This window comes from Agromyces sp. NPDC057865, assembly GCF_042796995.1.
Classification (GTDB): Bacteria; Actinomycetota; Actinomycetes; order Actinomycetales; family Microbacteriaceae; genus Agromyces.
This window is the reverse complement of sequence record NZ_JBHVMJ010000001.1, coordinates 83,185-105,789: the sequence shown is the minus strand read 5'-3', so window position 1 is coordinate 105,789 and position 22,605 is coordinate 83,185. Positions and strand designations below refer to the sequence as shown.

At 70.6% G+C, this 22,605-nt stretch carries 14 protein-coding genes; 8 read left to right on the top strand and 6 right to left on the bottom strand.

What is annotated here, in order from left to right:
- Positions 1-30: 30 nt before the first annotated feature.
- Positions 31-1,311: an ABC transporter substrate-binding protein gene (locus tag ACFVN5_RS00455; protein WP_376952658.1), complete on the bottom strand. Its 1,281-nt coding sequence runs from the start codon at positions 1,309-1,311 to the stop codon at positions 31-33.
- 296 nt (positions 1,312-1,607) lie between these two features.
- On the opposite strand from ACFVN5_RS00455, the gene ACFVN5_RS00450 reads away from it, so the two are divergent.
- The 3 genes from ACFVN5_RS00450 to ACFVN5_RS00440 all read left to right on the top strand — a co-directional run bounded on the left by ACFVN5_RS00450 (position 1,608) and on the right by ACFVN5_RS00440 (position 5,664).
- The gene (locus ACFVN5_RS00450) at positions 1,608-2,420 is read left to right on the top strand and encodes a M15 family metallopeptidase (protein WP_376952657.1); all 813 of its coding nucleotides are present in this window, start codon (positions 1,608-1,610) and stop codon (positions 2,418-2,420) included.
- 4 nt (positions 2,421-2,424) lie between these two features.
- Complete coding sequence (locus ACFVN5_RS00445; protein ID WP_376952656.1) at positions 2,425-3,840, top strand: MFS transporter; 1,416 nt, start codon at positions 2,425-2,427, stop codon at positions 3,838-3,840.
- Positions 3,841-4,209: 369 nt separating this feature from the next.
- A complete protein-coding gene (locus tag ACFVN5_RS00440) occupies positions 4,210-5,664 on the top strand; it encodes an amidase domain-containing protein (RefSeq protein ID WP_376952655.1) in 1,455 nt (484 codons plus the stop codon).
- A gap of 200 nt (positions 5,665-5,864) precedes the next feature.
- On the opposite strand, the gene treZ is transcribed toward ACFVN5_RS00440, so the two are convergent.
- The 5 genes from treZ to ACFVN5_RS00415 all read right to left on the bottom strand — a co-directional run bounded on the left by treZ (position 5,865) and on the right by ACFVN5_RS00415 (position 15,435).
- Positions 5,865-7,649: a malto-oligosyltrehalose trehalohydrolase gene (treZ, locus tag ACFVN5_RS00435; protein ID WP_376952654.1), complete on the bottom strand. Its 1,785-nt coding sequence runs from the start codon at positions 7,647-7,649 to the stop codon at positions 5,865-5,867.
- Positions 7,646-10,054, bottom strand: coding sequence for a malto-oligosyltrehalose synthase (gene treY / locus ACFVN5_RS00430; protein ID WP_376952653.1), 2,409 nt, complete (start codon positions 10,052-10,054; stop codon positions 7,646-7,648). Before treY ends, treZ begins: the two co-directional genes overlap by 4 nt.
- A gap of 27 nt (positions 10,055-10,081) precedes the next feature.
- The gene (gene glgX / locus ACFVN5_RS00425; RefSeq protein ID WP_376952652.1) at positions 10,082-12,337 is read right to left on the bottom strand and encodes a glycogen debranching protein GlgX; all 2,256 of its coding nucleotides are present in this window, start codon (positions 12,335-12,337) and stop codon (positions 10,082-10,084) included.
- A gap of 78 nt (positions 12,338-12,415) precedes the next feature.
- Positions 12,416-14,041, bottom strand: a complete 1,626-nt coding sequence (pgm, locus tag ACFVN5_RS00420) for a phosphoglucomutase (alpha-D-glucose-1,6-bisphosphate-dependent) (protein ID WP_376952651.1) — start codon at positions 14,039-14,041, stop codon at positions 12,416-12,418.
- Between the two features lie 92 nt (positions 14,042-14,133).
- A complete protein-coding gene (locus tag ACFVN5_RS00415; RefSeq protein WP_376952650.1) occupies positions 14,134-15,435 on the bottom strand; it encodes a DUF445 domain-containing protein in 1,302 nt (433 codons plus the stop codon).
- A gap of 190 nt (positions 15,436-15,625) precedes the next feature.
- On the opposite strand from ACFVN5_RS00415, the gene pheA reads away from it, so the two are divergent.
- The 5 genes from pheA to ACFVN5_RS00390 all read left to right on the top strand — a co-directional run bounded on the left by pheA (position 15,626) and on the right by ACFVN5_RS00390 (position 22,605).
- A complete protein-coding gene (pheA, locus tag ACFVN5_RS00410; RefSeq protein ID WP_376952649.1) occupies positions 15,626-16,579 on the top strand; it encodes a prephenate dehydratase in 954 nt (317 codons plus the stop codon).
- A gap of 136 nt (positions 16,580-16,715) precedes the next feature.
- Entirely contained in the window at positions 16,716-19,106 is a 2,391-nt protein-coding gene (locus ACFVN5_RS00405; protein ID WP_376952648.1) for a carboxypeptidase regulatory-like domain-containing protein, read from the top strand.
- Between the two features lie 141 nt (positions 19,107-19,247).
- Positions 19,248-21,638, top strand: a complete 2,391-nt coding sequence (locus ACFVN5_RS00400; protein WP_376952647.1) for a carboxypeptidase regulatory-like domain-containing protein — start codon at positions 19,248-19,250, stop codon at positions 21,636-21,638.
- Between the two features lie 107 nt (positions 21,639-21,745).
- The gene (locus ACFVN5_RS00395) at positions 21,746-22,297 is read left to right on the top strand and encodes a hypothetical protein (RefSeq protein ID WP_376952646.1); all 552 of its coding nucleotides are present in this window, start codon (positions 21,746-21,748) and stop codon (positions 22,295-22,297) included.
- Positions 22,294-22,605, top strand: coding sequence for a hypothetical protein (locus tag ACFVN5_RS00390; protein WP_376952645.1), 312 nt, complete (start codon positions 22,294-22,296; stop codon positions 22,603-22,605). Before ACFVN5_RS00395 ends, ACFVN5_RS00390 begins: the two co-directional genes overlap by 4 nt.

Below are 22,605 nucleotides of genomic sequence, written 5' to 3'. Positions count from 1 at the left end.
CCGACCCGCCACGCGAGGCGTCGCCTCAGGTCAGCCGATGGCCTCGACCTCGGAGACCCACTGGTCCCACGAGGCCTGCTTGTCCTGCGTGCCGTCCTCGACACGGGTCAGGGCCTTCTGCATCGCGTCGTTGATCTGGAAGTAGAACGCACCCTTGAACGGCGCGACCGAGACGGCCTTCGCACGGTCGGTGAAGATCTGGCCCACCGGCGCGTTGTTGAAGTACTCGTTCACGAAGCCGGTGAGGGCCTCGTCGCTGTACGCGTCGTTCTGGCTCGGGAAGGTGCCCGCGTTGACGAACGCCTTGATCTGCTGCTCGGGAGCGGTCAGCCAGTCGGCCAGCTTCTGGGCCTCCTCGACGTGCGCGCCGTTGGCGGGGACGGTCAGGTACGAGCCGCCCCAGTTGCCGCCGCCGTTCGGGAAGACGTTCGCGACGTCCCAGCCGGTCACGCCCTCGGCGTTGCCCGAGATGACGCCGAGCATCCAGCCCGGGCAGAGCATGGTCGCGTAGGCGCCGTTCGAGAGGCCGGCGAACCAGTCGTCGCTCCACTGGCCGAGGTGGGCCGACTGCGTGGCGCTCGCGTCGAGCACCTGGTTGTAGATGTCCTCGACCTCGGCGTTGTCGGTCGCGGTGATGTCACCCGAGTCGGGGTCCTCGTAGGCCGCCTCGACCTGGTTGACCATGCCCTGGTAGGTGCCGCCGGCCGAGTCGAACCAGGCCTTGCCCGTGGCGGCGGTGTACTGCGCGCCGACCTCGAAGTACTTGGCCCAGTCGCCCTCGAGCAGGGCGGCGACCGACTCGCGGTCGGTGGGGAGGCCGGCCGCGGCGAAGAGGTCGGAGCGGTAGCAGACGCCCTCGGGGCCGATGTCGGTGCCATAGCCGATGAGGCGGCCGTCGGCGTCGGTGGCGGCGTCGACCTTCCAGTCGAGCCAGCGGTCGGCGGTGCCGGAGGGGACCTCGGCGAGCAGGTCGGAGTACTGCATGACCTCGGGCAGCCAGTCGACCTCGATGGCCTCGACGTCGGCGAGGCCCTTCTTGCCGAGCTTCTGGAAGTAGTTCGCGCGAGCGTCGTTCGACGTTGCCGCCTTGTTCTGCACGACGGTGACGTTCGGGTTCTCGTCCATGTACTCCTGGAGGAGCTCGTCGGTGTACCCGAAGTCGTTGAACGTCGCGACGGTCAGTTCGACCTTGCCGCCGTCGTCCGAGCCGGAGTCGGACGCCGGCGCGCAGCCGGCGGCGATGATGGCGATCGAGGCGGCGCCTGCGGCGGCTGCGATCACCGTGGTGCGTCGTGAAAGCTTCACGGTCACTCCCTTGTGTGCGTGTGGATGGTGGGTTCGGAATGGTCACGTGAAGGCGCGCTCCACCGAGGGTGAGAGCGCTCTCACGATGCAAGACGAGATGCTACGAGAGCGCTCTCACGAATGTCAAGAGAGCGCTCTCACGAAAGCGTTTCGTTATCGAGCCGTGATGTATTCCGGTGTGGGGATGCGCCGCTCGGGGCCGGTCGCTGGGTGGGCGGCCAGTCGGGAAACGGGACGTTCGGCGCGGCCGGCCCTCCGGCGCACGCTCAGGCTGCGCGGCATCCGCGGCGTAGACTCGTCGGGTGTCTTCGAGCCAGCGGCAAGGACCGTCCGACCAGGTGCGACAGCGCCGTCGGCTCGTCATCGCGGGGTCGCTGAGCCTCGTCCTGCTGGCGATCGCGGTGATGGTCATCGGCTACGTGACCGGACTCCCGTCGTCGGGCGACGACTCGTCGACGGCCGTTGAGGAGACGGAGACGCCCACGCCGCGTCCGTCGCCAGGTGAGGCGCCCGCACCGGCCAGCGTCGACACGTTCAACCGCGCGGCGAACTCGATCGACGACCCGAACAGCATCTGGGTCGTGGTCAACAAGCTCCGGCCCGTCAACCCGCAGGACTTCGAGCCGCCCGATCTCGTCGAGGTCCCGGTCGACTATACGAACGAGCCCGAGCTGCGCCAGGTCGCGTCCGACGCCGTGGTCGCGATGTTCGACGCGGCGTACGCCGAGGCCGGCCTCGAGCTCGCGTCGAACAGCGCCTACCGCTCGTACTCCTCGCAGGAGAACGTCTACGACGGCGACGACACCACGACCGCCCGGCCCGGGTACAGCGAGCACCAGACCGGGCTCACCATGGACATAGGCCCGCTGTCGGGGGAGTGCTCGCTCGACGTCTGCTTCGCCGACACGCCCGAGGGCGCCTGGCTGCGAGACAACGCGTACCGGTTCGGGTTCATCCTGCGGTACCCCGCCGACAAGACCCCCGTCACGGGCTACAGCTTCGAGCCGTGGCACTTCCGCTACGTGGGCGTCGAGCTCGCCACCGAGATGCGCGACACCGGCGTGACCACGCTCGAGGAGTTCTTCGGCCTCCCGGCAGCTCCCGACTACGGCTGATCCGATGACCGCTCGCACCGTTGCGACGACGGCCGAGGGCACGCGGATGCCGCGGCGCGGCCTCGGGCTCGCGGTGCTCATCGTCAACCAGCTGCTCGCCGGCGTGGGCGTGGCGACGGGCATGGCGCTCGCCGCGATCCTGACCACCGACCTCACGGGCGCCCTCGCCATGGGCGGGCTGGCGCAGTCGTCGAGCGTGCTCGGCGCCGCCATCGTCGCGGTGCCGCTGGCCAAGCTCGCCGTGCGATCCGGCCGCCACGTCGCGCTGGCGACGGGCTATGCGCTCGCGTTCATCGGAGCCGTGATCGTGATCGTCGCGGCCGCGAGCGCCTTCGCCCCGCTCGTCTTCCTCGGCCTCGCCGCGTTCGGTGCGGCCGCGGCCGCGAGCCTGCAGGCCCGCTTCGCCGCGACCGAGGTCGCCGTGCCGGGCTTCGAGGCGCGCTCCATGTCGCTCGTGCTGTGGGCCACCACGATCGGGTCGGTCGCCGGGCCGCTGCTTTCGCAGACGGGCGACTCCGTGGGGCAGGCCATCGGGCTCCCGCCGCTCGTGGGCCCGTTCGTGTTCTCGGCGGTCGCGTTCGCGACGTCCACGGTGCTCGTCGCCACGCTGCTGCGCATCCCGAAGGCGGGTCACCTCGCGATCGACCCCACTGCGACGCCGGATGTCGCGAGCGAGCCGGGTCCGGTCGAGCCGGCGACATCGGCATCGGCGGATGCCGCGACCGAGGCCGCCGCGGTCGACCCCGCCGCCACGCCCGCGGCCGCTGCGGCACCCGTCGACAGCGAGGCATCCGTCACGACCGCTCCACCGGCCCGGCGCGTCGGCTCGTGGCAGGCGCTGCGGATCGCGGTGCGCGAACCGCGGGCGCTCGTAGCGATCCTCGCGATCGTCTGCTCGCAGACCGTGATGATCTGCGTGATGGTCATGACGCCCGTGCACATGTCCGAGCACGGCCTGTCGCTGTCGCTCGTCGGCGTGGTGATCAGCATCCACATCCTCGGCATGTACGGAGCGAGCCCGATCATGGGGTGGCTGTCCGACCGCATCGGCTCGATCCGGGTCATCGGCATCGGCGCCGCGATCCTCGTGACGGCCACGGTCATCGGCATCCTCGCCCCGCCCGACGACGTGCTCCTGCTCCCGCTCGCGCTGGGCCTGCTCGGCCTCGGCTGGTCGGCCAGCCTCATCGGCGGGTCCACCCTGCTCACGACCACGGTCGACGAGCGCATCCGGGTGCCGCTGCAGGGCGCGACGGATGCCGCGATGAACGTCGCCGCGGCGTGCGCGGCCGCGATCTCGGGCGTCGTGCTCGGCGTCGGCGGGTTCGCGGCCGTCAACGTGGTGGCGATCTTCGTGCTCGTGCCGCTCGCGATCGCGGCGCTGCGCCTGCGCATGATCGGCCGCCAGGCGACTGCCTGACGTCTTGGGCCTTGAGCCCCTTCTCCCGGGTCCCACCCGTGCGCCGGAATCCCACCCGTGCGCTGGAACCCCGGCGGATCGGGATTCCACCGGCTGAACGGGAATCCGGTGGGCCGACCACCAGTCCATCCGATGCGCACGCATGGAATCCCAGCGACCGTTCAGGGAGCCGGGCGTAGGGTCGGTGGGTCCCTCGCGAGGATTCCTCGTGGTTGTGGACGCGGCGCCGTGGCCGCATGCGGCGCCCAATGCCGAATCATGGTCGTGATCGCGCTCTCACGCTTCTCCCAGTAAGCGAGAGGGTTCCTCACAAACACGCGTGGTGGGCTGTCGTGTCCCCCTTAATGCCGACACCCCCGGATCCTCGCTGTGCCAAAGACCCCCGATACCCCTGAACTTCCCGTGCGCTTCCGCACCACCTTCCGCGCCCCCTCGACCCCTGACGACGTCGCGGCGGCGATCGGCGCCATCGACCCGACCGAGACCGTGACGGTCGAACTCGGCGCCGACTGGCAGCCGGGTGCGGCTTCCGAGTTCGACGCGATCCCCGCTCCCGAGGAGCCGGCGATCGAGGCCGAGCAGGACGCGACCAGCACCGTCCGCTTCGGTGAGGCCGATGAGCCGGACGCGACCCTCGACGTCCTCGCAGCAGATGCCGACGCAACCGCCGACGCGACCGAGCCGACGGCCGCGCTCGAGCCCGCCGCCGCAGACGAGCCCGAGCTGACGACGGAGCCCCGTCTGAGCCCGAAGGGCCCGCGCCACCGCGCCGAGCGCGTGCGCAACCGTCGCACGCCGGGCGCCGCGTTCCGCCGCACGGTCGCCCTCAGCTGCGCGTCGGCGATCATGGGCGTGACCGCGCTCGGCGCCGTCGCGGCGGCCGCGAACGACGACGCGTCGCCCGACACCGTGGTCTCGGCGACCGCGGCCGACCACGCGACCCCGACCGACACGATCGCCGCCGAGCCCGCGCCGCAGGTCGACGAGGGACCGTCCGTCACGGGCGAGCTCTCCGTCACCTCGGCGCCGTTCACCGGTGGCACGCAGGTGACGGTCACGGGCGAGCAACTCGACGAGGTCGCCGCCGTCAGCGTGGGCGACACCGCCGCGAGCATCGTGTCGGCCGACGACGGCCAGGTCACCTTCGCCGTGCCGGCCGTCGCCGACACCGCGACGGGCTCGACGGCCGAGGTGCACTTCGCGGATGCCGCGGGCCAGCCCATCGACGTCGAGATGCCGACCGCCGTGGTCGCCGCCGGCACCTCCGTGGTGCAGCCGCTCGAGGGCGCCCTCACCGGCCAGCCCGTCGCCGCGGCGCCGACCACGCCCCGGACGCTCACCCTCACCTACACGAGCGACCCCGGCATCGACGCGCAGGTCGCCTACGTGCTCGCCTACTGGAGCAGTTACAACACCGACCAGTACCCGGTCATCGACGGTTACGACTGCGCGAACTTCGCGAGCCAGTCGCTCGTCGCCCGCGGCTGGACGATGGACGGCGGCTGGTACCTCGACGGCAGCGGCGCGATGTCGCCGAGCTGGGCGAGCTCCACGGCCCTGCGCGACTACCTCCGGACCCGCACCGACCGGGCGACCGAGCTCGACGACTCGCAGCGCTCGCAAGTCAAGGTCGGCGACATCGCCCAGTTCGACTGGGACGACTCGGGCGACCGCGACCACACCGCCGTCGTCACGCGCGTCGAGCACACCGATGCGGGCACGAAGGTCTGGGTCGGCGGCCACACGAAGGACGCCGACTACTGGGACGTCGACACCGCCCTCGCCAACGGCGGTGGCTCGGTGAGCTACTTCTCGATCCGGTAACCGGATTCGCTGGTCCCGTACCGTCCGCGCCGAATGCAGGAACTTCCGGCCGACACGCCGCGCGCTGACGTGCGACCCGCCGCCGAACGCCGAGAAGTTCCTGCATTCGAACCCGGGGTGGGTGTCCTTGAACCGCTAACCGTCGCGGCAGGTTTCGAGACGCGTCGGCTCCGCCGGCGCTCCTCAACCCGCGGAGTTCCTCAACCCGCGAGGTCCGCGGTATCGACCACCACGACCGACCGCGCCGGCAGCACGAGCGCGTCGGCCGTGTCGGGGACGTGGTCGCCCGCGAGCTCGCCCGAGTGCAGCAGCACGCGTCCGGCGAGCGTCGTCGCCGCGCCCGCGGGACCGAGGTTCACCGCGATGACGAGCGCGCCGCGGTGCACGAGCACGGTGCGCGCCTCCTCGTCGACCTCGACGCGGGTCAGCGGCATCCGCGGGTCGGTGAGCTCGGGTCGCGAGCGACGCAACGCGATGAGCGATCGGTACCACCGCAGCATCCGCGTGTGACGGCTCGCGGCAGCGTCGGCGCCGGGATACGGCTCGCCCCAGTCGAGCTTCGAGCGGCGGAACGTCTCGGCGTCCTGCGGGTCGGGCACGACCGCGGGGTCCCAGCCCATGCGCTCGAACTCCGCGATGCGGCCCTCGGCGGTCGCCCGGCCGAGGTCGGGCTCGGGATGCGACGTGAAGAACTGCCACGGCGTGGTCGCCGCCCACTCCTCGCCCATGAACAGCATGGGCGTGAACGGCGAGAGCAGCGTGAGCGCGGCCGCGATCGTGAGGCCGCCGTCGTCCACGGATGCCGCGAGCCGATCGCCCGTCGCACGGTTGCCGACCTGGTCGTGGTCCTGGTCGAACACGACGAGCCGCCACGCCGGCGTGACCTCGTCGAGCGCCCGCCCGTGCACCCGGCCGCGGAACGTCGACGTCGTGCGCGCGTGGAAGAACCCGCGCTCGAACACCTCGCGCAGCGCGTCCAGCGGCGCGAAGTCCTCGTAGTAGCCGACCGTCTCGCCCGAGACCCCCACGTGCACCGCGTGGTGGAAGTCGTCGCTCCACTGCGCCGTGATCCCGTAGCCGTGCGCCTCGCGCGGTCGGACCATCCGCGGGTCGTTGAGGTCGCTCTCGGCGATGAGCGTCAGAGGTCGGCGCACGTGCGCCGACAGCGCGTCGACCCGCTCGGCGAGCTCCTCGAGCAGGTGCACGGCGCGGTGGTCGACCAGCGCGTGCACCGCATCGAGCCGCAACCCGTCGACGTGGTAGTCGTCGAGCCACATCAGCGCGTTCCCGATGATGTGCTCGCGCACGTGATCGGAGTCCGGGCCGTCGAGGTTGAGCGACGCGCCCCAAGTGTTCGAGCGCCCCTCGTGCAGGTAGGGACCGAACTCGGGCAGGTAGTTGCCGCTCGGGCCGAGGTGGTTGTAGACCACGTCCTGGATCACCGCGAGCCCCCGGGCATGGCAGGCGTCGACGAAGCGCTGGTAGGCCGCCGGCCCGCCGTAGGACGCCTGCACGGCGTACCAGAGCACGCCGTCGTAGCCCCAGTTCCACTCGCCATTGAACGCATTGACCGGCAGCAGCTCGACGAAGTCGACGCCGAGCTCGACGAGGTGGTCGAGCCGCTCGATCGCCGCGTCGAGCGTGCCCTCGGGCGTGAACGTGCCGAGGTGCAGCTCGTAGATCACCCCGCCCGCGAGCTGGCGGCCGGTCCACGCCGCGTCCTGCCACTCGTGAGCGCCCGGGTCGAACACGCGCGAGAGGCCGTGCACCCCGTCGGGCTGCCAGCGCGAGCGCGGGTCGGCGCGCGGGGTCTCCGCGTCGTCGATGAGGTAGCCGTAGTCGTGCCCCGAGGCCGTGGCGCGCCACCAGCCTCTGGCTTCGGCGGTCATCGGATGCCGCGCCCCATCGACCTGCAGCGTCATCCGCTCGGCTCGGGGCGCCCACACGCGGAACTCGGTCGGGGCGTTCACGTCGGCCGCGCTCATGCGGTGCCTCCCTCCTCGGCGAGCAACGCCACCGGGTAGCGATCGAGCAGCTCGGCGACCCGCAACTCACCGCCGGCGTGCCGTCGCCCGGTGATCACGTCGACCACGGGCGCGCTGCCGATGTCGATCACGGTGTCGCCCCAGCCGCCGCGGGCGGCGAGCACGACGGGCAGCCGGGTCGCGAACGCGATGGCGCCGCCGCGGTCGAACGCGATCAGGTGATCGGCAGCGCCACCGGATGCCGCGAGCGGGACGTAGTCGCCGAACAGGTCGGGCCGATCTCGGCGCAGGCGCAGGGCTCGGCTCGTGACGAGGAGCTTCGCGGCCCCGCCCGCTCCGACCTGGGGGAGTGCGCCCGCGTCGAGCATCGTGAGGATGCGCCGGCGCAGGTCGAAGTCCACCGGACGCCGGTTGTCGGGGTCGACGAGCGACTGCTCCCAGAGCTCGCTGCCCTGGTAGACGTCGGGCACGCCGGGCGCCGTGAGCTGGATGAGCTTCGCCGACAGCGAGTTCGACCAGCCCGGCGCCTCGAGCAGGGCCACAGCCCGGCCGACGAGCGCGGCGACGCGCTCGTCGTCGAACACGGCGTCGACGAGCGCGTGCATCCGTGCCTCGAACGCGGCGTCGGGCTCGTACCACGTGGTCGAGTTCCCGGCCTCGCGTGCGGCCTTCTCGGCGTACGCGTGCAGGCGCTCCCGGCTCGCCGGCCACGCGCCGACGATCGCCTGCCAGAGCAGGTGCTCGAGGGGACCGTCGCCGAGCGGCGCCAGCTCGCGCAGCTCGTCGAGGATCGCGCTCCACTCGCCCGGCACCTCGGCGATCACGTCGAGCCGGGCCCGCACGTCCTCGCCGCGCTTCGTGTCGTGCGTCGACAGGGTGGTCATCGACCGCGGCATCCGCTCGTGCCGGTCGCGCGACCGCGCGTGGAACTCGTCGACCCCGATCGCGAACTCGGCCGGGTCGCCGCCCACCTCGGTGAGGCTCGTGAGCCGGGTGTAGCGGTAGAACGCGGTGTCCTCGACGCCCTTCGCCATGACCATGCCGCTCGTCTGCTGGAACCGCCGGGCTGCCGGATGCCCCGGATCCGACAGGATCGGCAGCAGGCGCTCGACGACCGGGCCGAGGTCGGGCCGGTGCCGCACGGTCCGCTCCGCGGCCTCGTGCAGGTGCTCGACGCCGAACGGCAGGTACGACCGGTACACGGGAAACCACGCGAGCAGTTCGGCGACTGCGTCGGCGACGGTCCCTGAGCTCGCTTCGACGGGCTCAGCGAGCGAGGGTGGGGTCCCTGAGCTCGTCGAAGGGACGGACGCGGGGTTCGCTTCGACGGGCTCGGCGACCGCATCCACGAGCGTGCGGTCGAGCCGCAGCACCTCCGAGCGCAGGATCCCGTCGGCGATCACGCGCTTGGTGCCGTGGATCATCTCCCCCCAGTCGACGGGTTCCCCGCCGCGCAGCCTCGTGTCCAGCGCGGTGAGCGGTGCCTCGCCCGCGGGATCGACGAGCACGCGGTCGAGGTCGGCCAGCGCGTCGTACCCGGTGGTGCCGTCGGTGGGCCAGCCCGGGGGCATCCGCTCGGGCCCCTCGAGGATCTTCTCGACGAGCACGTACGCGCCCGACGTGCGCTCCGCGAGCCGCTCCAGGTACGCGCCCGGGTCGAGCAGCCCGTCGGGGTGGTCGACCCGGAGCCCGTCGACGAGCCCGTCGCGCAGCCAGCGCAGCACCTCGACGTGGCTCTCGTCGAAGACCCACGGCACCTCGACGCGAATCGCCGCGAGTGTGTTCACGGCGAAGAAGCGCCGGTAGTTCAGGTCGTAGTCGGCACGCCGCCAGTCGACGAGCTCGTAGTGCTGTCGGTCGTGGACGGCCATGGGGTCGTCGCCGGGCTCCGCGGTGCCGGATGCCACGGGGAACCAGTGATCCCAGTAGCGCAGCTCCAAGCCCTCGCCGTCCGCCGCCGCGACGAGCCGCAGCGCGGCGAAGTCGTCGGCGCCGCCCAGCACCGGGATCCGCAGCCGTTCGCCGCCGAAGTCCCAGTCGATGTCGAACGCCTCGGCGTACCGCGACCCCCGGCCGTTCTCCAGCACGTCCCACCACCACGCCATCGCCGCGGGCGTCGCGACGCCGACGTGGTTCGGGACGAGGTCGGCGAGCACGCCCATGCCGTGCCCGTGCGCGGCGGCGGCCGCACGCTCGAGCGCCTCGGGGCCGCCGCGCGCGGCGTCGACCCGTGAGTGGTCGACCACGTCGTAGCCGTGGTCGGAGCCGGCCTCGGACTCGAGCAGCGGTGAGAGGTACACCCAGTCCGCGCCGAGGTCGTGCAGGTAGTCGACGATGCCGGCGACGGCATCGAGATCGAACGACGGCCGCACCTGGATGCGGTACGTGGAGACGGGCGCCTTCACCGGTGTTCCCCCATGGCGTCGTGACGGCTATTCGACGGGCTTCGCGGTCGGGGACTGCCGGCGACCCGACACCGTCGGTCCGCGTGCGGCGCCCGGGAGCTGCTCGGACTGCGAGGTCCGCACGGCGAGCGACGCCGCCACGGAGTGGTCGGGTTCCGTCGCGGGCTCGGAGTGCGCCCGGAGCACGAGCATCGAGCGTCCCTCGAGCTCGAACGTCTCCCCGGCGCCCTTCGGCGGCGAGTCGGCCGTGCGCCCGGCGGTGTCGATCACGACGTCCCACTGCTGCTGCGTGCGCGACGGGATCGTGAACCGCGTCGGCTCGGGCTCGGCGTTGTAGAAGAGCAGGAAGTCGACGTCGGTGATCGGTTCGCCGCGGGCATCGCGCTGCCGGATGCCGCCGCCGTTCAGGTACACCCCGACGGCGCGTCCGAGCGGGGCGTCCCAGTCCTTCGGGCGCATCGGCGTGCCGTTGGGGCGCAGCCACACGATGTCGGGCAGCGGGCCCTCGGGGCCTTCGGGGACCTCCTCGCCCTCGACCGGCCGGCCGTCGAAGAAGCGGCTGCGCCGGAACGTGGGGTGGTCCCTGCGCAGCTGCGAGACCGCCGCGGTGAACTCGACGAGCGGACGGTCGGCCTCGTCCCAGTGCACCCAGCTCAGTTCGTTGTCCTGTGCGTAGGTGTTGTTGTTGCCGCGCTGGGTGCGGCCGAGCTCGTCGCCGTGCACGAGCATCGGCACGCCCTGCGAGAGCAGGAGCGTCGCCAGGAAGTTGCGCTGCTGGCGGGCACGCAGCGTCAGCACCTCGGGGTCGTCGGTGTCGCCCTCGATCCCGGAGTTCCACGACCGGTTGTGCGATTCCCCGTCGTTGCCGTTCTCGCCGTTCGCCTCGTTGTGCTTCTCGTTGTACGAGACCAGGTCGCGCAGCGTGAAGCCGTCGTGGGCGGTCACGAAGTTGATCGACGCCACCGGTCGCCGGCCGCTGTTCTCGTAGAGGTCGGCCGACCCGGTGATGCGCGAGGCGAACTCGCCGAGCGTCGAGGGCTCGCCGCGCCAGAAGTCGCGCACCGTATCGCGATACTTGCCGTTCCACTCCGTCCACTGGGGCGGGAAGTTGCCCACCTGGTAGCCGCCGGGGCCGACGTCCCAGGGTTCCGCGATGAGCTTCACCTGCGAGACCACCGGGTCCTGCTGCACGAGCTCGAAGAAGCTCGACAGGCGGTCGACATCGTAGAACTCACGGGCGAGCGTGGCCGCGAGGTCGAACCGGAAGCCGTCGACGCGCATCTCGAGCACCCAGTACCGCAGGCTGTCCATGATGAGCTGCAGCGCGTGGGGGTTCCGCACGTTGAGCGAGTTCCCCGTGCCGGTGTAATCGGTGTAGTACCGCTTGTCGTCGTCCTCGAGACGGTAGTACGCCGCGTTGTCGATGCCGCGGAAGCCGATGGTCGGGCCGAGGTGGTTGCCCTCCGCGGTGTGGTTGTACACGACGTCGAGGATCACCTCGATGCCCGCCTCGTGCAGGGCACGCACCATGCTCTTGAACTCCTGCGCCTGCTGGCCGAGCTCGCCGGTCGACGAGTACTCGTTGTGCGGCGCGAAGAACCCGATGGTGTTGTAGCCCCAGTAGTTGCGCAGGCCCTTCTCCTCGAGGGTCGAGTCCTGCACGAACTGGTGCACGGGCATGAGCTCGATGGCCGTCACGCCGAGCTTCAGCAGGTGCTCGATGATGGCCGGGTGAGCCACGCCCGCATAGGTGCCGCGCTGCTCCTCGGGGACGTCGGGATGCAGCGCCGTCAGGCCCTTCACGTGCGCCTCGTAGATCATCGACTCCGAGTAGGGCGTGTTGGGATGCCGATCGCCCGCCCAGTCGAAGAAGGGGTTGATCACGACCGAATGCATCACGTGGGCGTCGGAGTCGTCGTCGTTGCGCGAGTCGGGGTCGCCGAAGTCGTAGCCGAACAGGGACTGGTCCCAGTCGAACCATCCGGCCATCGCCTTCGCATACGGATCGAGCAGCACCTTGTTGGGGTTGTGCCGGTGCCCGTGCTCGGGATCGTACGGTCCGTGCACGCGGTAGCCGTAGCGCTGGCCGGGCTGCGCCTGCGGCAGGTAGGCGTGCCAGACGAACGCGTCGACGTCCTGCAGCTCGACCCGGGTCTCGGTGCCGTCCTCGTCGAAGAGGCACAGCTCGACGCGCTCGGCGGACTCGCTGAAGATCGCGAAGTTCGTGCCGCTGCCGTCGAACGTCGCACCGAGCGGGTAGGCGGTGCCGGGCCAGGCTTCCATGGGGCTCCTCTGGAGGTCGGTCGCGTGCATCGTCGCACCCGGGGATCGGGGTGGGGAATCGTCGCGCGTCGAGGCGCGTCAGCCGAGGGCTGCGTCGACCACGCGCTTGGCCTCTTCCTGCACGACCGCGAGGTGCTCGGGTCCCTTGAACGATTCCGCGTAGATCTTGTACACGTCCTCGGTGCCGCTCGGCCGCGCCGCGAACCACGCGTCGGCCGTCGCCACCTTGACGCCGCCGATCGCCGCGTCGTTGCCGGGGGCGTGCGAGAGCTTCGCCGTGATGGGCTCGCCGGCCAGCTCGGTCGCCGCGATCGCGTCGCCGTCGAGCTTGCCCAGCGCGGCCTTCTGCGCGGGGGTGGCCGCGGCATCCGTGCGCTGGTAGGCGGGGTCGCCGAACCGCTCGACGAGCTCGGCGTAGAGCTGCGACGGCGACTTGCCCGTGACCGCGCGGATCTCGGACGCGAGCAGGCACAGCAGGATGCCGTCCTTGTCGGTCGTCCAGACGGTGCCGTCCGTGCGCAGGAACGAGGCGCCCGCGCTCTCCTCGCCGCCGAACGCGACCGATCCGTCGATCAGGCCCGGGACGAACCACTTGAAGCCGACCGGGACCTCCCAGAGGCGGCGGCCGAGCGACTCGGCGACGCGGTCGATCATCGAGCTCGAGACGAGCGTCTTGCCGATCGCGGCATCCGACCGCCATTCGGGGCGGTGGGTGTAGAGGTACTCGATCGCGACCGCGAGGTAGTGGTTGGGGTTCATGAGTGCGGCATCGGGCGTGACGATGCCGTGCCGGTCGGCGTCGGCGTCGTTGCCCGTGAGGATGTCGTAGCCCTCGGCGTTCGCGAGCACCGAGGCCATGGCCGACGGGCTCGACGGGTCCATGCGGATCTTGCCGTCCCAGTCGAGCGTCATGAACGACCAGGCTGGGTCGACGCGCTCGTTCACGACCGTGAGGTCGATGTCGTACCGGTCGCGGATCGCGGCCCAGTAGTGCACGGATGCCCCGCCCAGCGGGTCGGCACCGATGCGGATGCCCGACTCGCGGATGGCGTCGAAGTCGATGATGCTGCCGAGGTCGTCGACGTAGTTCGAGCGGAAGTCGAACATCTCGACACCGCTCGGTTCGGCCTGGTTCACCTCGCGGCAGTCGTCGGCGAGGAGGTCGTTCGCGCGGTTCGCGATCCAGGTCGTGGCGTCCGAGTCGGCCGGGCCGCCGTGCGGCGGGTTGTACTTGAAGCCGCCGTCCTGTGGCGGATTGTGCGACGGCGTGATGACGATGCCGTCGCCCTCGCCCTCGGCGCGCTTCGCGGGGTCGTTGTTCCACGTCAGGATCGCGTGCGACAGCGCCGGCGTCGGCACGTAGTCGTCGTACTGGTCGGTGAGCACGCGCACGTTGTTCGCCACGAGCACGTCGAGCGCCGTGGTCTGCGCCGGGGCGCTCAGCGCGTGCGTGTCGGCGCCGATGAAGAGCGGACCGGTGATGCCCTGGGCGGTGCGGTACTCGACGATCGCCTGCGTGATCGCGAGGATGTGCCGCTCGTTGAAGCTGCGGTTGAACGAGGAGCCGCGGTGGCCCGAGGTGCCGAACACGACGCGTTGCTCGGGGATCGAGACGTCGGGTTCGAGGTCGTAGTAGGCCCTGACGAGAGCCTCGACGTCGATGAGATCGGATTCGGTCGCCGGGGTTCCCGCTCGCTCGTGCATCCTCACAGTCTGCCGCGCATGTCCGGCGGGCGACACCCCCTCCGGACGGGCTGTCGGTCGTTCGCGGCCCCGTGGTAGTGGGTGCCGAATGCCTAGACCAGCGCCTGCACCGCCGTCGCGATCGAGTAGATCGTCACGCCCGCGAGCGCCCCCACGACCGTGCCGTTGATGCGGATGTACTGCAGGTCGCGGCCGACCTGCAGCTCCAGCTTCTCGGTGGTCTCGCGCGGGTCCCACCGCTCGACGGTCTCGGTGATCACGCCCGCGATCTCGTGCCGGTAGTTGCGCACGACGTAGGCCGCGGCATCCGTCACCCACTCGTCGACCTTGGCGGCGAGCTCCTCGTCGGTCGCGAGGCGCGCGCCCACCTCGAGGACGGCCGAGCGGAAGCCCTTGCGCAGCTCGCTGTCGGGGTCGGCCAGCGCCTGGTCGAGCGTCGCCTTCACGCTCGCCCATGCCTCGCCCGCGAACTCGCGCACGCGCGGACTGTCGAGCAGGTCGGCCTTGAGCCGCTCGACCCGGTCGATCATGGCGGGGTCGTGCTGCAGGTCGTCGGTGAGCTCGGCCAGCCAGTGGTCGATGGCGTCGCGGAGCGGATGCTGCGGGTCGGAGCGCACCGTGCGCACGAACGCGAGCACCTCCCGATGCGCCCGGTCGTCGACCAGCTTGTCGACGAAGCCCGGCAGCCACTTCGGCAGCCGGTCGGACACCATCGAGCCGAACGCCTCGGGGTGCGCGAAGAGCCACGCCTCGGCCTTCTCGAGCACGGCGTCGATCGCGGCGCGCTGCTGGTCGGCGGCGACGAGCCGCGCGCCGAGCCGGCCCATGGCTGGACCCCACTCGGGCTCGAACAGGTGCTTCCTGGCGAGCTGCTCGATGACGTCCTCGACGTCGTCGTCGCCGAGCAGCGTGAGCACGCCGCGCGCCGCGACCGACGCCTCGGAGGTGAGGAGGTCGGCGTTCTCGGGCACGGCGAGCCACTCGCCGAGACGCCGCGCGATGCCGACCGAGCGGAGCTTGCCGACAACGACCTCCTCGGAGAGGAACTCCTGCTCGACGAACGCGCCGAGCGTCGCGCCGATCTCGTCCTTGCGGGTCGGGATGATCGCCGTGTGCGGGATCTTGATCCCGAGCGGGTACCGGAACAGGGCGGTGACCGCGAACCAGTCCGCGATCGCGCCGACCATGGCGCCCTCTGCAGCCGCGCGCACGTAGCCGAGCCACGGGATCTCGTCCTGCAGTGCGAAGGACACCGCGAACACGACGGCGGCGACGAGCAGGAGGCTCGTCGCGACGCGCTTCATGCGCTTGAGCGCCGCGAGCCGCTCGGCATCCGTCGGCAGCGGGCGCGGCGTCCGTGCCGGTGCGGCCTCGCGTTCCCCGATGGTCGTCATGCGCCGTCCCCTCCTGCTCTCGCTAGCCTTTCTCAGGACGCGCTGGGACACAACGCCCGCTTCTCAGGAGAACACGCCGCGGCCGGGCGCGATTCGCGCCGGGAATTCCTGAGAACGGTGGCTGGGAGGGCGGGCCGGCGGCGGCGGGGGCGCGCCGGCGCGGCATCCGCCGCTGGATAGGCTTGCGTCCATGACGGATGCCGCCCCCACGCCCCCCGAGGAGACCTACTCCTATCTCGGGCCGGCCGGCACGTTCACCGAGGCGGCGCTGAAGCAGGTGCCCGAGGCCGCCGGCAAGCACTGGCGCTCGGTCAACAACGTGGGGGAGGCGCTCGCCGACGTCACGAGCGGGCGCTCGGTGGCCGCGATGATCGCGATCGAGAACTCCGTCGAGGGCGGCGTCTCCGCCACGCAGGACGCGCTCGCGACCGTGCCCGGCCTCCGCATCGTCGGCGAGTACGTCGTCCCCGTGAACTTCGTGCTCGTGGCCCGGCCCGGCACCGCGCTCGGCGACGTCCGCATCGTGAACGCCCACCCCGTGGCCTACGCGCAGTCGCGCGGCTGGCTCGAGCGCGAGCTGCCCGAGCACGGGCACATCCCGGCGACGAGCAACGTGCAGGCCGCCGCCTCCCTGTTCGAAGGCAGCCAGGCGGATGCCGCGGTGGCCCCGCCCGGCATCACCGAGCACCTCGACCTCGAGGTGCTCGCCCGCGACATCGGCGACAACCCCAACGCGGTGACCCGGTTCGTGCTCGTCTCCCGCTCGAGGACCCTCGCCGAGCCCACGGGGGCCGACAAGACGAGCCTCATCGTCGAGCTGCCCGACGACGAACCCGGATCGCTGCTCGCGATGCTCGAGCAGTTCTCGACGCGCGGCGTGAACCTCTCGCTGCTGCAGTCCCGTCCCATCGGCGACGCCCTCGGCCGGTACCGGTTCGTCGTCGACCTCGACGGGCACATCGCCGACGAGCGCGTCGCCGACGCCCTGCTCGGCCTCCGGCGCACCAGCCCGAACGTCATCTTCCTCGGCTCCTACCCGCGCGCCGACCGCCAGGAGGTGTCGTACCACTCGAAGTACGACGACGAGATCTTCATCGAGGCGCGCGACTGGCTGCGGGGACTGCTCAGCGGCGAGCCCGACTGACGGCGGGAGCCTTCAAGTCGCGTGGCCTCGAACTGGGGTGACTCGAGCATTGCGCAGGGACACAGGGGATTGATAGCGTCCGCCTGACCCTACCCGAACGGACCCCGCCGATGGCCCTGCCCATGCGACGCGTCTCGTGACGCGCCCTCCTGTCCCACTCGTCGACCGCACCACCCTGCACCGCCGCACCCGCACGCTCGTCGTGTCGGTGCTCGCGGTCGTCCTCATGACGCAGACCCTGTCCGCGGCCCCAGCGTGGGCCGCCCCGCGGACTGTGTCGGGGACGGTCAGCTTCGGCATCACGGGTACTCACCCCGAGGCGGTGACCGCGAAGGTGACCTGGGAGCTCCAGACCGGTGCGACCTGGACGCCCGGACCCGTCGAGGGGGTTCCGACCGACGCCCAGGGGCGGTACTCGATCGACCTGGAGCCCGGCTTGTACCGGCTCAAGTTCACGCCGTCGTCGGGCGACTACCAGGCGATGTACTGGAAGGCGACGACGGTGCGCGACCAGGCGAGCACGCTGTACGTCACGCAGGAACCCGTGGCCACTTACCCCGTCACCGGGATCGACACCACGTTGCCGAGGACCGGATCGATCTCGGGTCGCGTGTTCCTCGGGAGCGGTGCCCGGCTCGCCGCCGAGGGACAGGTGAAGGTGACGGCGGCATTCTGCTCGGAGGGCGGATGCTCGACGAGGGGCGAATCCAGCACGCTCACCGACGCGCAGGGGTCGTACGCGTTCACAGGCCTGGTGAACGGCACCTACACCGTCAGCTTCGCGTATGTCCCCGGCGTGGAGTTCCTGCCGCCGAGTCCGGTGGTCGTGACCGTGAGCAACTGGCAGCAGCAGTTCGCCGCGCGGGACGTAACGATGGCGCCGACCGGATCGATCTCGGGCGTCGTTCGGCTCGGACCGGCCGGCACCCTCGCCGGTGCGGATGAGGTGATCGTCACCGCCATGAAGTGGGGCGCGGAGAACGGCGTCTCGACACGCACGGGCGCCGACGGCCGTTATCAGCTCTCCGGCCTTCCGCTCGGAGTGTACGACTTGTTCTTCGACTACGCGGGGAGCGCCGGGTTCGCCGACCAGGTCTGGCCGCAGCACCCTGCTCGCGCGTCGAACCTCACGAACTTCTCCGTCATGGAATCCCCCCTCACGCGTGACATCACGTTGCCGAAGGCGACGTCCCTGTCAGGCACCGTTCGAAACGCGACCGGTGCGCCGATCGCCGGCGTCACCGTCCTGGCGAACGTCTCCGTTTACGACTCGACGGGCAACCACACCACGTCGACCCTTGGGACCGTCGTCACCGGGGCGGACGGCGCGTACGCGTTCCCAGACCTTCCGCCCGCGAGCTACGACGTCCAGGCCTCGGTCGGGCAGGGGTACGTGCAGACTTCGATCAGGCAGAGCCTCGGTGCGGGCGAGGTCCGGTCGGGGGCCGACGTGACGATGTACCGGTTCACGCGGTTGTTCGGCTGGATCCAGTGCGACGGATGCGATGACTACGCCATCACCAGTCGACTCGGCGTCCGACTCGAGCGCAACGTCGGGACGCGCTCCGAGCCGGTCTGGGTCGACGCCGCATATCGGGACACGTACGGCAATTCCTACGACTTCCGCAACAGCGACGTCAATCTCGTTCCTGGCATCTATCGTGCAAAGGTCGTCGGCAACACGGGATTGCGTATGCGGGCGAACGTATCGCCCGCGATCACCATCGAGGATGGAGCGAACGTCGAGTTGGACTTGGTGGCCGACATCCTGAAGTTCGATCGGGACTTCTCCGGTGACGAGAAGCCCGACGTGCTGGTTCGCACCTCGACCGGCGCCATGCTGATGTACACCGGCGATGGGGCATCCGGCTGGAAGGGCGCGTCGACGATCGGGTCGGGCTGGACGGCCATGAACCACGTGTTCGCAGCCGGTGACTTCTCGGGCGACGGGCACGAGGACGTGATGGCCCGCGACAATGCCGGTCGGCTGCACCTGTACCGGGGTGACGGGAATGGCGGCTGGCTCGGCTGGAGCGTCGTGGGCACCGGCTGGGGGCACATGACGGCGATCTTCAGCCCCGGTGACTTCTCTGGCGACGGGAACGCGGATGTCATGGCGCGCGACGGTGCCGGCGACCTCTGGCTCTACCCGGGTGATGGGAAGGGCGGCTGGGGTGCCGTGTCGAAGGTCGGCTCCGGGTGGAACATGTTCGACACCGTCTTCGCCGCGGGCGACTTCGGCTACGGCGAGGCGAACGTCATGGCCCGCACGCCATCCGGCGATCTGTGGCTGTACCCCGCCTCGGGTGGTGGCGGCTGGTCCACCCCGTCCCGGGTCGGGACGGGGTGGAACATCTTCGATGCGGTGTTCGGATCGGGCGACTTCGACGGCGACGGGCTCGACGACGTCATGGGCCGCGATCGATCCGGACGGCTGTGGCTCTATCCCGCCAAGCGGTCCGGATCCGTCTGGGGAACCCCGTCGATCGTCGGCACCGGATGGGGTCATCTCGCCTTCGTGAGCTGAGGATTCCTGCGTTCGTCGCGGGAGCAGCGCAGATCTATTGCGTTTGGCGCTTCGGCGCTGATAGCTTCCTGCCGACAGCACCTGAAGGTTCCCCCATCCCTACATGAATGGAGCCCCATCGATGCCTCAGCGACGTGCATCGTGACCCGAACCGTCACCCGCATCCCGTCCCGTCATCGCACCACTCACCGCCGAATGCTCGTGTCGTTCCTGACCGTCGCGGCGACCGTGCTCGCCTCGTTGTCGTTGACGGCGGCGCCGGCGGTCGCGGCGCCGCAGAACGTCTCGGGCACCGTGAGCTTCGGCACCGACGGGAACCACCCCGAAGGCGTCACCGCAGTCGTCACCTGGCAGAAGTACGTCACCAACCACTACGTGGCGGGTCCGGCTGAGGGCGTTCGAACGGATGCCGAGGGACGCTACTCCCTCTCGTTCGAACCGGGGACCTACAAGCTGCGATTCACGCCCTCCTCATCCGAGTACCAGGCCGTGTGGTGGGGCGGCGTCGCCTCGCAGTATTCGGCCACGGTCGTTCAGGTCGGGTCCGCGGCGATCTCCGACATGGACATCACGGTCCCGCCCCGAGGATCCCTTTCCGGCCGCGTCTTCCTCGGAAACACGGACACGCCGGCCGGCGAAGGCGACGTCCGGGCCATCGCCACGGCCTGCCTCGAAGGTGCATGCTCGACGATTCCGTCCGTGTCGACGGATGCCGCGGGCCGCTACAGCTTCACGGGGCTCGCTCACGGCGACTACACCGTGCAGTTCGAGTACGTGCGCGGACAGGAATTCCAGGGTCCGCTCGCGCCGGTGACCGCGACGATCAACACCGCATCGCTCGACGTCAGCGGCAAGGACGTGGTGCTTCCGGCATCGGCCTCCATCTCCGGGAGGGTCGTGCTCGGTCCCGACCGCGTCCCCGCCGGTGCCGACGTCGTGGTGACGGCTCGCCGCTATGCGACGGGGACCGAGGAGTGGACCGACACCTCCGTCCGCACCGAACCCGACGGTTCGTATTCATTCGCGGCGCTGCAGCGTGGACGGTACGACCTGCGTTTCGACTACCAGGGCGCCGGGGGCTACGTCGATCAGTGGTGGCCGGGCAAGGCGGTCCCGACCCCCGCCACGAGCTTCGCCCTCGGAGAGGAACCCCTGACGCGGGACGTTGTGCTCCCGGTGGGTGGCTCCATCGCCGGCACCGTGCGCAACCAGGACGGCGTGCCGATCGCGAACGCGAAGGTGACCGCGACGGCCTACGACCCCGAGTACTGGACCTCAGGCGAGCTCGGCAGTGTGGTCACGGCACCCGATGGCTCCTACGTGTTGACGACCCTCCCGCCGGCTGTGTATTACCTCGAGGTCACCGCCGACGGGTACGCCCGCACTTGGATCCCCTACGAGATCAACCTCGCTGAAGCCGAGCAACGCACGGGAGTCGACGCAGCGATGCCGCGCTACCGCAGCATCTCCGGCTCGATCACCTGCGACCGCTGCGACGAACCCGAGGTCGGCGACAACCTGTACGTCCAGTTCGAGCGCAATGTCGGCACCCGCGCCGCGCCGGTATGGGTGTACCTCGGAACCGTGCTGGCGACGCCGACCGATGCGGTCGACGGAGCGGCCGAATACACGTTCAGCACTGAAGACGGACTGGTGCCCGGCATCATCCGGGCGACGGTCGGCGGCCACTGGGGCTGGCGCACCCGGGCCAACCTGTCGCCGGCGGTCACGGTGGCGGACGGTGCGAAGGTGACCCTCGACCTGGCGGTGGAACTCCTGAAGTTCGATCGGGACTTCTCAGGTGACGAGTTGCCTGATGTGCTCGTTCGCAACTCGGCCGGTGCGATGCTCATGTACACGGGCGATGGCGAGGCCGGGTGGAAGGGCGTGTCGACGATCGGATCCGGCTGGACCGTGATGAACCACGTGTTCGCCGCCGGTGACTTCTCGGGCGACGGCCACGAGGACGTGATGGCGCGCGACGCCGCCGGGCGTCTGCACCTCTACCGAGGTGACGGGAAGGGCGGCTGGCTGGGCTGGGGCGTCGTGGGCACCGGGTGGGGTCACATGACGTCGATCTTCAGCCCGGGCGATTTCTCGGGCGACGGGAACGCGGACGTGATGGCTCGTGACGCAGCAGGCGACCTGTGGCTCTACCCCGGCGACGGCAAGGGCGGCTGGGGTGCCGTGTCGAAGGTCGGGTCGGGCTGGAACATCTTCGACACCGTGTTCGCCGCGGGCGACTTCGGCGGGTACGGCGAGGCCAACGTCATGGGCCGCATGCCCAACGGCGACCTCTGGGTCTACCAGGCGTCCGGCTACGGCGGATGGATGAGTCAGTACCGGGCCGGCATCGGCTGGAACATGTTCGACGCCGTGTTCGGCGCCGGCGACTTCGACGGCGACGGCTGGGATGACATCATGGGCCGCGACCGGAGCGGCAACCTCCACCTCTACCCGGGCTACGGCGGCCTGTTCAAGCTGCCGTCGGTCGTCGGGACGGGATGGGGTCACCTCTCCTTCGTGAGCTGAATCGCAGTCTGCGATCCCGTGCCGGGCGAGCCAGTCGGCAGGCGTCTGGGGCCACCCGGCACGGGATCGCGGTACTGTGGCGCTGATCGGCGACGACGGAGGACGCCATGACGGAGACACGGCCCGAACCCGGGATCGACCCTCGGTTCGATCCGCAGTACCAGCGCGGATACGTGCCCGATGCCGCCGCGGCCGAGGCAGGCGACCAGCCGCCCTCCATCGTCATCGCGCCGGTCGACTCTCCGCCGCCCGCGCCCGCGACTCCGGTGCGACGGTCGGACCCGACGGCGAGGCCTCGCCCGATGCGTGCTGAGCCACGTGACGACTTCGCCGTACTCGAGCGGAACCCCGAGGAGGAGGAGGGCGACCTCTTCCCGCCCGAGTTCGCGGAGGCCGACGACGAGCCGTCGCCCGCCGACCCGTGGTTCCTCGCCGCCTGGGGCGTCGCCGTCATCGCGATCGTCGTGGGCGGCGCGTTCTGGTGGGCGGGCCTCATGGCCGACAATCCGTTCTCGGGCGTGAACCAGTCCGACCGGTGGCTCCAGTACGTCGGCTGGGTCGTCGCGCCGTCGCTCATCCAGGGCGGCCTGCTCGGGCTCGTCGCCATGTTCGTGTGGACGGGCATCCGCTGGGCCCGCCGCCATTCGGAGCACTCGTGATCGCCCGGCTGCTGCGGAACCCCGCCGCGATCGCGTTGGCGGTGATCGTGCTCGCCGCGGCCGCGCTCACCATCTGGGCGGTGGGTGTCGTGGTCGAGGACACCGGCGAGATCTTCCTCAATCCCGATCCCAGCGAGGCGGCCATCGCGCAGTACCGCATCATCCAGGTCGCCAACGCGATCCCGCAGCCCGCGACGCTCGTGGGCGTGGTCGCGCTGCTCGGCTTCATCATCGTCGGCGCCGTGACGAACCGCGTGGTCGACGCCGACCTCGAGCGTCGTCGCGCTGAGAGGTCCGACGAGCGCTGA